This is a genomic window from Pseudomonas farris (assembly GCF_019145235.1).
GTDB classification, from domain to species: domain Bacteria; phylum Pseudomonadota; class Gammaproteobacteria; order Pseudomonadales; family Pseudomonadaceae; genus Aquipseudomonas; species Aquipseudomonas farris.
Genome location: NZ_JAHSTV010000007.1, coordinates 354,444 through 367,192, shown reverse-complemented (window position 1 = coordinate 367,192; position 12,749 = coordinate 354,444). Strand labels below are relative to the sequence as shown.

At 60.3% G+C, this 12,749-nt stretch carries 6 protein-coding genes; 1 reads left to right on the top strand and 5 read right to left on the bottom strand.

Annotated features, from left to right (window positions below; genetic code table 11):
* The first annotated feature begins 344 nt into the window (after positions 1–344).
* A complete protein-coding gene (locus KVG95_RS17395) occupies positions 345–2,819 on the top strand; it encodes a TonB-dependent siderophore receptor (RefSeq protein WP_217857303.1) in 2,475 nt (824 codons plus the stop codon).
* 264 nt (positions 2,820–3,083) lie between these two features.
* On the opposite strand, the gene KVG95_RS17390 is transcribed toward KVG95_RS17395, so the two are convergent.
* From KVG95_RS17390 to pvdM, 5 genes are all read right to left on the bottom strand, one after another.
* Complete coding sequence (locus KVG95_RS17390; RefSeq protein ID WP_217857302.1) at positions 3,084–7,229, bottom strand: non-ribosomal peptide synthetase; 4,146 nt, start codon at positions 7,227–7,229, stop codon at positions 3,084–3,086.
* 38 nt (positions 7,230–7,267) lie between these two features.
* A complete protein-coding gene (locus KVG95_RS17385) occupies positions 7,268–8,926 on the bottom strand; it encodes a cyclic peptide export ABC transporter (RefSeq protein WP_217857301.1) in 1,659 nt (552 codons plus the stop codon).
* A gap of 80 nt (positions 8,927–9,006) precedes the next feature.
* Positions 9,007–9,894 carry a dihydropyoverdine dehydrogenase gene (gene pvdO / locus KVG95_RS17380; protein ID WP_217857300.1) on the bottom strand — a complete coding sequence of 296 codons (888 nt, stop codon included), beginning with the start codon at positions 9,892–9,894 and terminating at the stop codon, positions 9,007–9,009.
* 174 nt (positions 9,895–10,068) lie between these two features.
* Positions 10,069–11,349 carry a pyoverdine-tailoring periplasmic protein PvdN gene (pvdN, locus tag KVG95_RS17375; protein WP_217857299.1) on the bottom strand — a complete coding sequence of 427 codons (1,281 nt, stop codon included), beginning with the start codon at positions 11,347–11,349 and terminating at the stop codon, positions 10,069–10,071.
* Complete coding sequence (gene pvdM / locus KVG95_RS17370; RefSeq protein WP_217857298.1) at positions 11,346–12,716, bottom strand: pyoverdine-tailoring dipeptidase-like protein PvdM; 1,371 nt, start codon at positions 12,714–12,716, stop codon at positions 11,346–11,348. The genes pvdN and pvdM overlap by 4 nt, the downstream gene beginning before the upstream one ends.
* Positions 12,717–12,749: the final 33 nt, after the last annotated feature.

The following is a 12,749-nucleotide window of genomic DNA, read 5'->3' as shown; positions in this document are numbered from 1 at the left end:
GAACCCCGCAAATAAAAGGCCGACGCCCAACGCGTCGGTTTTTTTTTAATTATGCTGTTAATGATAAATAAACTCATTCCGGTTTCTGCGTGGCGCTACGTCTTACTAAGGTATGCAGACAATTCGGGTCGGGCAGGGTAGCCCCAGGGTTCGGGTTTGTAGGGCAGAACACGATTTTTTCCGTTGTCCAGACAGATGACCTGTGCCCGGGGAGGGGCCGGGTCGACCGCCAACTGATGTGCTGCCCCAGAGGTGGCCGACAGAGCGGTTTACGTGTTTGGGCAGCGTCGGGCACTTGGTGGCCCATCGGTCTTATCCACTTCTAACGAATAATAGAGAGCACGATGTCAGCAATTCATGAGTTGAAACCTCTGTTCAAGGCTTTGATCGTTTCCCGTACGCTTCGCTCACGTCATTCGCTGGCCGGTCTGGGCATGGCCTGTCTGATGCCGTTCAGCGCGCAGGTCTGCGCCGAAGAGATCGCCGTCAACATTGCCGCGCAGCCCTTACCCCAGGCGTTGCAAGCGTTTGGCGAGCAAACCAACCGGCAGGTGATCTACAACGCCGCCGACATGGCCGACCTGCGCGGCAACCGCGTCAGCGGCAAACTGAGCGCCGAAGCGGCCATTGCCGAACTGCTCAAGGGCACCGGCGTGCGCTACAGCTTTGAAGGCAACACGTTGATGCTGGTGCGGGGTTCCGCCACTGAAAGCCTTGAGCTGGGCGCGACCACCGTCAATGCACAGCAGCTGGATGCGACGACCGAAGGCAGCAACTCATACACCAGTAACGCCGTGACCATCGGCAAGGGTACCCACACCCTCAAGGAAATTCCGCAGTCGATCACCGTGATGACGCGTAAGCAGATGGATGACCAGAACCTGGTCGATCTCAAGGACGCCGTCAACCAGACCACCGGCGTGGTCGGCCTGCAGGGCGTCGGCCAAGGCTTGATTCTATCGTCGCGCGGTTTCCAGATCGACGACTGGCAGTACGACGGTGTGCCGATCCCGCGTAACACCTATTCACTGGGCAACTGGGCGACCCAGGACCTGATCTTCTATGACCGCCTGGAAATCCTGCGCGGCGCCTCCGGCCTGCTGCAAGGCACCGGCAGCCCCGGTGGTGCCATCAACCTGGTGCGCAAGCGTGGCCAGAGCGCACCGACCGTGACCCTGACCGGCAAGGCCGGCTCCTGGGATCACTACGGTCTGCAATTGGACGCCGGCGGCCCGCTGAACCAGGCCGGCAACATCCGCGGCCGCATCGTCGCCGACGAAGACCAGAGCAACTCGTTCATCGACCACGCGTGGAGCAAGACTCACTCGCTGTACGGCGCCCTGGATATCGACCTGCGCGAAGACACCACCCTGGGCTTCGCGGTCAGCCAATCCAACGGCGAATCGCGCGGCAACATCCGCGGTCTGCCACGCTACGCCGACGGTTCGATGCCGGACGTGTCGCGTTCGACCTACACCGGCGCGCGCTGGAACCGGTCCGAAATCGACGTCACCACCCTCTACGCCGATCTGGAGCACCGTTTCAACGACGACTGGGCCTTCAAGGTCGGTGCTGTGCACATGACCGAAGACAATCAGGCGAAAAACCAGAGAACGCAAAATGGCAGTACCGGTCTCAACCCTGATGGTAGTGGTGTGCAATATGCCGATTTCGTGACCGATTTCCAGTCCACGAAGGTCGGCCTGGACATGAACCTGTCCGGCAAGTTTGAAGCCTTGTCGATGCAACAGGAAGTCATGCTGGGCGGCAACTTCTCTCAGTTGGAGACGGATGATAAATTCGCCCGTACCTTCAACAACAGCAGCACCGACACGATCTTCGACCTGAACAACGACCGACCGGACATCAGCTACGAGGGCCTGATCAACAGCCCGGGCGGGCGGGGCACCCTCAGCAAATACGATATCCGCCAGAAAGGCCTGTATGGCACCTGGCGCGTCAAGCCGGTCGATGATCTGACGCTGGTGCTGGGTTCCCGGGTCAGCTGGTATGACTTCAGCTACAAGTCGAAAACCGAAACCGCGGCCAACGGTATTACAACCAACGCGCCAAGCACCGGAACTGAAACCGGAGTGGTCACGCCCTACGCCGGTATCATCTATGACCTGAGCCGTGAATGGGCCGTGTATGCCAGTTATACCGACGTGTTCCAGCCGCAGACCAACCTTGATACCAGCGGTTCGGTGCTCAAGCCGATAGTCGGCACCAACTACGAAGTCGGCCTCAAGGGCGAGTTGATGGATGGTCGGGTCAATACCTCTCTGGCTGTCTTCCGGTATGACCACGAGAACCGTGCCGTCTCCGTCGCCAGCTGTACTGGACTGAACTGCTCCTCTGCCGCAGGGAAAGTGCGCAGCCAGGGCATCGACGCCGAAATCAGTGGTGAAGTGATGGACAACCTGCAGCTGTTCGCGGGCTACACTTACAACACCACCAAGTACTTGGAGGAGCCGGGGAAGGAGGGGAGTGTCTTCAGTACCTGGACGCCGAAACACATGCTGCGCGTGTGGGGCAACTACCAGTTCACCGGCGACTGGAGCCGTGTCAGCACCGGTCTGGGCTTCACCACCCAAAGCCACACGCTGGTTTACGATCTTAATAAAGATGTACCGGGTTACACCGTATGGAACGCCCGCGTCGGCTACCAGCTGACGCCGGAAATCGCTTTGGCGGTCAACGCCAACAACCTGTTCGACAAGACGTACATAACGTCCGCTTACAACCAGCTCAATGGCAACAATAACTTTGGTGATCCGCGCAACCTGATGTTCAGCGTGACCTACAAACCGCAGTTCTGATTGCAAGCGACAAACCCTGAGCCCGGCCCGCAATTTGCGGGCCGGGCTTTTTATTGCAATTTAGTGGGTGGACACACAACCCTCTGTGGGAGCGGGCTTGCTCGCGAAGACGGCAGCACAGTCAACATTGATGTCGCCTGACATACCGCTTTCGCGAGCAAGTCGGATCGCCGCACCGCCGCTCCCACAGGTTTTGTGCCTTGACTGACTGGCATTAAGGGCAACCCGCCGCAGCCTGGCGGCGGGTTGATGGGGCGGGGGAGATCAGCGATGTGCAGTGGTGGCCAGGAAGGCGTCGATCAGTGAGTCGATCAGTGCGCCATCAAAGATCATGCTGCGGTGCAGCAACGGTGAGTGCACCGAGCATGTCAGCTCACCCGAGGGGCTGTAACGCCGGATCAATGCCTCGCAGAACGCCAGTTCTTGCGCAGTCTTTTCCAGGACGGCCCACCAGCAACTGGGCCGGACCTGCACAGGTTTGAAGGTAAAGGCCTTGAAGGCCTCCAGCAGACGGTCATGCACCGAGAACGCCTGAGCATTCATGACTTCGTTCTTCACGCTTTGCACGATCGACAACAAGTCGCCTTGGCCCGGTTCGACCAGGCTTGCTGCCCAGTCATAGAACTGCTTGACCGAACTGTGTGGCGAGTCTTTCAAATACGCCGCCGTGCGGTCTGTCAGGGTCGGGAACAACAGATCGAAATAGTGAATGGCATCGAGGATTTCTTCCGAGGCCTCGCTGCTCTGTTCAGCACTTGGCAAGCGTCGATAACGTGGCAAGTCCTCGGGGTACAGGTGTTCCGGGATGGTGCTGTCCACCAGGCCGAGAAAGGCCACCTGATGACCCAAGCCTTCCAGCGTGGCGGCGATATCCAGCGCTATCGCGCCCCCCAGCGACCAGCCCATCAAGTGGTAGGGGCCTTGAGGTTGTGCCTTGACGATTTCTTGACTGTAATCGGCCACCATCTCGTCCCAGCTTTGGCTGCCATCGCTGAAACCGCGATGCATGACGCCACAGACCGAGGCATGGGCCTTGAGTTTCTTCGCCAGCGGCTGGTAACAGAACACGATTCCGCCGCTGGGGTGCAGGCAGAACAGGGTCGGTGCGCTGGCCGGGGCTGCATTCAACTCGACCACGCACTGAGTCTGTTCCCGATGCTTGCGCGAAATAAACGCCGCCAGTTCGCCGATGCTCGGATGGGCCAGTAACTCTTGCAGGCGCAGCTCGATGTTCAGACGTGTCTTGAGCGTGGAAATGAATTGAATGGCCAGAATCGAATGCCCACCCAATTCAAAGAAGTTGTCGGTCACCCCCACGCGCTCGATGCCTAGCGATTGCTGCCAGAGCTGGGCGAGTGCCTCCTCCAGTGGGTTGTTCGGTGCAACGTAGGCTTGCTGCCACAGACTGACATCCGGCTCGGGCAGGGCCTTGCGGTCGAGCTTGCCGTTGGCGTTGAGCGGGAAGTGATCGATAAACAGCAGGTGGCCGGGCACCATGTAGTCTGGCAACTGCGCCTTGAGGGCGTTCAGCAGTTGTTCGCGCAGCTCGGTGCTGGCCGGTTCGCTGGCGATCACATAACCGACCAGTTGCAGACCGCTCGGGCACTCATGGGTCAGGACCACGCAGTCCTGCACGGCTGGCAGGCTCTGCAGACGTGCCTGGATTTCCCCCAGCTCAATGCGGAAACCACGAATCTTTACCTGATGGTCGATGCGTCCGACGTACTCGATGTTGCCATCGCTACCGTAACGCGCCAGATCGCCGGTGCGATACAGACGCCCGCCGGGAAGCGGGTCGAACGGATCGGGAACGAAGCGAGTGGCGGTCAGGTCGGTGCGTTTCAGATACCCACGCGCCAGGCCGGCACGGCCGATATACAACTCACCGATGCAACCTTTGGGTACCGGGTTGAGATGAGGGTCGAGCAGGTACCACGACAGGTCGACAATTGGCTCGCCGAGGGGGCTGGTCGCGTCCGAGTGCAGATCGTTCAGTGACAATGGCCGGTAGGTCACGTGCACGGTGGTTTCGGTGATGCCATACATGTTGATCAACTGCGGCGCGCGATCGCCGAAGCGTTCGAACCATGGACGCAGGCTTTGCACATCAATCGCTTCACCGCCAAAAATCACGTAACGCAGGTGTTGGGTCAGTGACTGTTGAGGTTCGCAGGCGACCTGCATCAGCTGTTTGAATGCCGACGGCGTCTGGTTGAGCACGCTGATTTTTTCCTGGCATAGCAGTGCGTAGACATCCTGTGGCGAACGGCTGACGGCGTGCGGCACGATCACCAGCCGGCCTCCGTGCAACAGGGCGCCGAAAATTTCCCATACGGAGAAGTCGAATGCATACGAGTGAAACAGGCTCCAGACATCGTCCTGGTTGAAGTTGAACCAATTCGCGGTCGCGTGAAACAGCCGCATCACGTTGTGGTGCGGCAGCAGCGCGCCTTTGGGCTTGCCGGTAGAGCCTGAGGTGTAAATCACATACGCCAGGTTATCCGGGTGTACCGCCACTTCGGGATTGTGCTCATCCTGCGGGTGGCTGGACAGCGGCTGGTCGAGTAACAGGCAGTGAACCTCGGCCGGCAGCGGCAACCGTTCGCGCAGATGCGTCTGCGTCAGCACCAGCGCGATGGCGCTGTCCTCGATCATGTAGGCCAGGCGTTCGGCCGGGTAGGCCGGGTCCAGCGGCACGTAGGCGCCCCCGGCCTTGAGGATCGCCAACATGCCGATGATCATGTCTGGCGTACGCTCGACGGCGATGCCCACCAGCACATCCGGGCCGACGCCCTCGCTGATCAGCCGATGGGCCAGCCGATTGGCCTGGCGATTGAGCTCGGCGTAACTCATTTGCTGATCGCCAAAACTCAGGGCAATGGCTTCACCGGCTCTACTGGCGTGCGCTTCGATCACGTGATGCAGGCAGTGTTCGCGTTGCAGGCGGATGGGCTGACGATTCCAGTCGGCCAGAGTTTGTTGGCGCTCGTCCGGGGTCAGCAGTTGCAATTCGCCGAGGACGCAATCGGGGGCTTCGATGAGGCTCTGCAACAGGTTCTGCCAATGCCCGGCCATGCGTTCGATGGTCGCCGGGCTGTAGAGGTCGCGGCTGTACTCGAAGGTGGCGACAAGGCCTTGATGCGAGTAGTCGATGTCCAGCGAGAGATCGAATTTGGCCTGTTTTTCTCCGGAATCGAGAAACTCCAGTGTCAGCTCGCCCCAGTCCATCGCGGCTGGTTCGGCCGTGTCGGTGCGCCAGTTGAACAACACCTGGAACAATGGATTGGACGTCTGGCCACCCGGTCGTTGCAGTTGATCGACCATCAGCTCCAGTGGGTAATCGGCATGTTCGAGTGCCGCCAGGGATTGCCCGCGCAGGTCGTGCAAAAAATCCACGGCGGTGCAGGTCGAATCGATCCGCGCCCGGTACACCTGAGTGCCGACGAAAAAGCCCACCAGCTCCTGGGTTTCGCCACGGTTGCGGTTGGCGTTGGGCACGCCGACGGTGAAGTCGTGCTGGTTGCTGTAGCGACCGAGCAGCAATTGCCAGGCGCCCAAGGCCAGCACAAACGGCGTCAGCCCCTGGCGCTGGCAGAAGGCATTGAGCGCTTGGGACAGAGTGGTGGGAATACTCAATGAAAGGCGCCCGGCGAGGTGCTGTTGACCAGATGCGCGGGCAAAATCCTGGGGCAGTTCGAGCACGGGCAATTCGCTGCCCAGGTACTGGCGCCAGTAATCGCCGCTGCGCGCGCAAGCGGCACTGTCGAGGTATGCACCGCGTTGCCAGGTGGCATGGTCGGCGTATTGCATCGCCAGTGGCGGCAGTTGCGCGGTGTCGCCGAGGCGGGCCTGGCCGTAGGCGCAGGACAGGTCTTGCATGAGAATCGCATTGGACCAGGCATCGGAAACGATGTGGTGCATGTTCAGCAGCAACACATGCTCCCGGGTGTCGAGCTGGAGCAACGTGGCGCGGATCAGCGGCGCTCGGCTCAGGTCGAAGGGGCGCAGCGCCTGATTCTGGATACGCTGCGCCAGTTCATCGGCGCGGGCCTGGCTGTCGAGCGCCGAGAGGTCTTGCTTGTGCAGGTTCAGACGGGCGTGACGCTCAACGACCTGGATCGGTACGCCGTCGATTTCCTTGAACGCGCTGCGCAAAATGTCGTGTCGATCTATGACCCGATCAAGCGCCACTTCCAGCGCCCGGGTATCCAGTTCGCCGGTCAGCCGCAAGGCACGTGGCAGGTTGTAGGCCGAGCTGGTCGGCGCCAATTGTTGCTCCAGCCACAGTCGTTGCTGGGCGAACGACAGCGGGGCTCGATCCAGGCGGCTGCGGGGCGACAAGGCTTGTACATCGTCTGCGGCATCGGCCAGTAAAAGCGCCAGCAGATCATCATCAAGAAGTTCGTTCATGGGGTTCTCGCAAAAGGCGGCAATGCGTCGGGCCGGGCTCAGGCCGTGGCGGCCGGAGCTTTTTCACTGATGACCTGACCCGCTTCCATGCGCACCAGTTGGTCGGCGACATCGAAGTAACGGTCGTCGTGGGAAATGACGATGATGGTCTTGCCCAGGTACTTCAGTTCCGGCAGCAGTTCGGTGTAGAAAATTCTCCGGAAGACCGGATCCTGATCGGCCGCCCACTCGTCGAACACCAGCACCGGGCGCTCCTCTAGCCAGGCGTTCAACAGCGCCAGGCGCTTGCGCTGGCCGGTGGACAGATCGGTGGTGCTGAATGCGCCATCGCGGATGCTGACTTTGTGGGCGATTTCCAGGCGTTCCAGGTAACGATTGGCGTCTTCGGGAACCTGCTGGTCGCCTTGCACCAGTTCATCAAACAGGAAGTAGTCGGCAAAAATCGTGGTGAACAACTGACGATAATCGTCGCGGCTGCTGGCCAGTACCGGTGAGCCGTTGAGGATGATTTCACCGCCCTGTGGCGCGTAGAGGCCCAGCAGCAACTTGATCAGCGTGGTCTTGCCGCCGCCATTCTCGCCGACGATGAAGACGATTTCACCCTGGGCGATGGAGAGGTTGACCGGCCCGAGGGTGAAGGGTTTGCTGCCGTCCATCGGAGGGAACGCGTAATGCACGTCTCGCAATTCGAGGTGTTCGACGACCGTTTTGGGGGTGTTCTTGTCACTGAGCAGCAAGTGCGGCTCGGGCGAGGAAAACTGTTCGGCAAGGTCGGCAATACGCTTGAAGGCGATGTTGGCACGGCTGACCACCGGCAGGGTGATGACCAGGTATTCCAGCGGACCTTTCATGTACAGCAACACCAGCACGAAACCGCTGAGGACCGCTTTATCGGTGCCCAGCCAGAACGATTGCAGGGCCAGCGCCAGGCCGATGACCACGAAAAACAGCATCGAACCGAAGGTCTTGGCCACCACGAATGTGTTGATCGAACGGATGTGGGTATTGCAGATGTAGTCGGCGGTGCCTTCGATGCGTTGGCTGAACATGCGTTGGCGGCGCGGGCGATGAATGCGCAGTTCCTTGGCGCCGGCCGCAATCGCGCTGTAGTGTTTTTGCAGTTCGTCTTCAGCCTCGCGAGCGGCTTCGAAGCCCTTGATACCCTTGGCCCGGGCCACATATTGCACCACGGTGCCGATCACCAGTGCCACCAGCAACAGGGCAAACATCGGCAGCGACAGATAAGCCAGGTAGCTCAGGCAACCAAGGGTCACGGTGAAGGCAATGGCCAGCGGCGCAAAGGAGAAGGCGAAGCTGCTGACGGTGTCGACATCGTGGGTCAGGACCGGAATGAGCCGATGGCTGCGATACCGCTCGATCTGTTCGATCGGTGCCAACAGGACTTTCTCACCCAGGGATTTACGCAGCCCGGCAATGATGCGCTGCCCGACATGATTGGTGCCGATATCCGACAGAGTCGACGCCACCAGGGCCAGCACACACAGGCCGACAAACGTCACCAGCACACTGGCGGGTGGGCTGCCTTCGCCGTTCAGGGCGTTGTTGATGGTCGCAAGCAGGGCGGTAATGCTGAGTCCACCCAGCATGCCAAGCATGATCGACAGCACCACGACGACCCGGAAAGGCTTGAGCAGGCTGAGGACTTCACTGATGGCTCCGCGGGAATTCGTGGTCATGGGGGTTTCCGCTTCAAGTGCCGTTAAGGGCAGAAGTTCAAGGGTTGAGGTTCAAGAGTTGAGCTGTTCCCGGGCGTGCATCACAGGTCCCGCGCGACGCGAAAACCGATCCAGTCGCCACGGGTATCGGGGTAGGTGGCATTACGGTTGCCCGAACGCGAGAACACCGGTGCTTCACCCCAGTCATTGCCACGAATGCGCCGGGCCTTGCAGTCGCCGGTCAACCACGCGCTGCCATCGCTTGGTGCACCGACGTAGTTCTCGTTGTAGCAATCGGCGGTCCACTCATAGACGTTGCCGTGCATGTCGTACACGCCGAAAGCGTTGGCCGGGAAACTGCCCGCCGGTGAGGTGAAGTTGTAACCATCGGCGGCGCCGTAGGTGTTGGCGTGTTTGGCGATGCTGTATTCCTTGCCTTCATCGAACGGGAAGGGGAACGGGCCGCTGCTGCCTGCGCGGGCTGCATACTCACGCAGTGATTCGCTGACCAGTCGATAGTGCTTGCCGGTCTTCTTCGAGAGCCAGGCCACATAGGCATTGACCTCGGGGAAGTCCATGCACACCGCCGGATGCCTCGCGGTGCGTTCATAGCGGGGCACACCGGCCTTGCACTCGCGGCCCGGCCGGGTGTCGCCGTCGGGCATGACGTAACCGCTGTCGCGCAGGTAGGCGTCCCACTCGCCGGCCAACACCTGAAAGCGGCTGATGGCCAAGGGTTTGGCGAAGGTCACCGGGTGCAACGGGCCTTCGTCGGGCTCGCGGCCCACCTCATTGTCCGGGGTGCCCATGGTGAAGGTTCCGGTGGGCAGCACCACCATCTCGGGGCAGTCCTTGCAGTCCTTGAAGATTTTCCCGGGCGGGGCAGGTGCTGCGGCCTGAGCGGCGCCCAGCATCAGGCTTGCAACCACGGCGGCGAAGGCCAGTGCGGGGAGCGTCTTCAAGGAAAAACTACGCAGCTCACTGTTCATCATTGCTCTCGATAAAAAGTTAAAAGGAATCAGGGGGCTAATACCCGTCAGTTAAGGAGCGGAACCTGTGGGAGCGGGCTTGCTCGCGAAAGCGGTGTGTCAGTCGACATCAATGTTGACTGTGCCGCCGTCTTCGCGAGCAAGCCCGCTCCCACATTCATCATGGGGTTGGGATCAGAGCTGTGTGTCGAGCAACGCCATGAAGCGGTCGACTTCAGCTTCGGTGTTGAGCAGCCCCGGCGCTGTGCGGATCACCGGGCCCACGTCGCGCTCCACGGCATCGGCGATCACGCGGTTTTGCATCAGCCAGGCGGCGATCTTGTCGCTGTCCTGACCCTTGACCCGAAAGAAGCTGAAACCGGACGACAGCTCGGGACTCAGGGGCGTGACCAGTTCGATCTGCGGGTGCGCTTGCAGGCGATTTTTCATATAGCTGTTCAGGGCATGGATACGCGCCTGAACATCGGCCTTGCCCAATTGCAAATGCAGTTTGAAGGCTTCGTTCAGCGCCCAACGGTGCTCGAACGAGTGGTAGCCGCCCGGTGTCATGGTGGTGGAGAACGCCGTGGCTTCGGAGAAGGTCGGGATGATCGGCGTGACGTATTTCACCTCTTCACTGCGGCTGCAAACGATGCCCGTGCCACGGGGGCCGAACATCCATTTGTGGGTGCCGGCGATGAAGAAGTCGCAGTTCATGGCCGGAAAACTCAGGTCCTCGACACCAAAACCGTGCACGCCGTCGACCAGGTAAATGATGCGGTCCTGCTCGCTGCGGTGGCGGTTGTGCTTGTCCACCAGCGCGCCGATTTGCGCGATCGGCAGTTTCACGCCGCTGCCGGAGTGCACCCACGTCATGCCCAGTACACGGGTTTCGGGTTTGATGTTCTGGTCGATCGACGCAAGGATCTCGGCTTTGGAGGCCGTCTGCGGATCCTTGAACAGCCTGATCTTGCGCACCCGAGTGCCGTCCCGTTGGGTGCGCAGATTGAGGATCGTGTGGGTCGCGTAATGCTCGTGGGCGGTGGTAAGGATTTCCTGGTCCGGGCGCACATGCACACCGCCGTAAATCATCGCCAGGCCTTCGGTGGTGCTGCCGGTCAGCGCGATCTGTTTGGCATTGCTTTGCAGGTAACGACCCGCCCAGACGCGCACCTCTTCTTCGCGCTGCTCGATAACACCCAAGTCCCAGTCCATGGCAAGCCCAGGGTTTTTATCGAGGACGGCGCGGTGCATCTCGATCGCTTCACGCACCGGTTTGGGGTGCGAGGTGATCAGGAAGTTGGAGAAGTGCAGGTAGTCCGGATCCTGGTCGAACAGTTGTCGCAGTTGCGCCCATTTGTCCCCTGGCAGCGAGGGCTGTGGGGTGGCGCTGGCAACGTTGTGCAGGCCGGCAGTCAGGGGCAGGCCGGCGGCGAGGATCCCGGCCTGTTTCAGAAAGGTTCGACGATCGCTCATGGTTTGCTCGTGCCTTGATGTGAAATCAGCGCCGGCTTGGCGGCTTTCTGTACCTGATCCCAGACCCGCAGGAAGTTGCCGCCCCAGAGCTTGGCGATGTCTGCTTCGGAGTAGCCGCGCGAGATCAGTTCCGCCGTGACGTTGCGAATTTCACCGACGTTGTTCCAACCCTTGACCCCGCCACCTTCGTTGAAGTCGGAGCTGATGCCGACATGATCAATGCCGATTTTTCGCACCGTGTAATCGATGGCGTCACCGAGGTCCTTGAGGGTGGCTTTGGGTTCTTCTTCAAGAGTCGCGTAGAGGCGGCTGGCGTACTGGCCGAATTTTTTCTCGGACCAGGCGGCGATGACCGGATCACCCGGCATCAGAGCCATGGAGAGGTTCGGCAGGGGCGGCAGGTCGAACTGTTGGCGCAGTTCGTTGAGTTTGTCCTGGGTGGTCTGGGTCAGCGGTCGCAGGTATTGGGAGAAACCGACCACCTGCACCACGCCGCCGCTGTTCTTGATCAGCTGCAATTCCTTGTCGCTGAGATTGCGCGGAATATCGACCATCGCCCGTGGCGCCGAGTGCGAAGCCACCATCGGCGTGCGGCTCAATTGCGCGACTTGCTCCAGGGCCTTGGTCGACATTTGCGACACGTCGATGATCACGCCCAGGTCATTCAAGCGATGCACGGCTTGCTTGCCCAGGTCCGAGAGGCCGTCGAGGGCATCTGGCGAATCGTTGAAAAACGGCAAGGGGCGCGAAGAGTCGGCCCAGTCGTTATTGCCGATGTAGCTGAAACCGAACATGCGCATGCCGCGTGCCGTCCACAAGTCCAGCAGGTTCAGGTCATGGCCCAGTGGATAGGCATTGAGCATGCTGATGAAAATCGCGAACTTGCCTTCTCCGTGCAAACGACGGAAATCGTCGGGGGTGTAGGCAATGGCAACCTGGTTGGGAAAGTCGCGGACCATGCCGGAAATAATCTTGTAGCGGATCTCCTGCTGGTTACGTGCTTCTTCGACGAAACCGGCGGTGGGCCTGTGCGGCGCGTTGGCGCCATTCCACAGTTCGGGCCAGCCGAAAATTGTCAGGGCCGCACCGGACAGATGTCCGCGGTTAGCCTTGACCAAGTCGAACTGGCCTTTGCCATCCTTGTCAGCCTCGTTGCCTTGGGTACCGAAATTTTGCATCAGGCTGATGTGGCTATCGAAGGAGAGCATGCGCTCGTGCAACTCGTCGGCCTGTTTCATGACCTTGATCGGGTAACCGAGGTTGTCCTTGAACCCGTAATACCAGACCGCGAAGCCTGCACCGGCGCTGATCGCCAGGGCCAACGGCAGGCCGATGTAAAGAGCCTTTTTCGAACGTGGTTTTGTCATTGCCATCTCAGTCAGGTTCGCCGCCCCGGTACA

Excerpts from the sequence above, each read along its gene's own strand:
- KVG95_RS17385 (WP_217857301.1), bottom strand. The coding sequence starts at position 8,926 with ATGACCACGAATTCCCGCGGAGCCATCAGTGAAGTCCTCAGCCTGCTC.
- KVG95_RS17390 (WP_217857302.1), bottom strand. The coding sequence starts at position 7,229 with ATGAACGAACTTCTTGATGATGATCTGCTGGCGCTTTTACTGGCCGAT.
- pvdO (WP_217857300.1), bottom strand. The coding sequence starts at position 9,894 with ATGAACAGTGAGCTGCGTAGTTTTTCCTTGAAGACGCTCCCCGCACTG.
- pvdM (WP_217857298.1), bottom strand. The coding sequence starts at position 12,716 with ATGACAAAACCACGTTCGAAAAAGGCTCTTTACATCGGCCTGCCGTTG.
- KVG95_RS17395 (WP_217857303.1), top strand. The coding sequence starts at position 345 with ATGTCAGCAATTCATGAGTTGAAACCTCTGTTCAAGGCTTTGATCGTT.
- pvdN (WP_217857299.1), bottom strand. The coding sequence starts at position 11,349 with ATGAGCGATCGTCGAACCTTTCTGAAACAGGCCGGGATCCTCGCCGCC.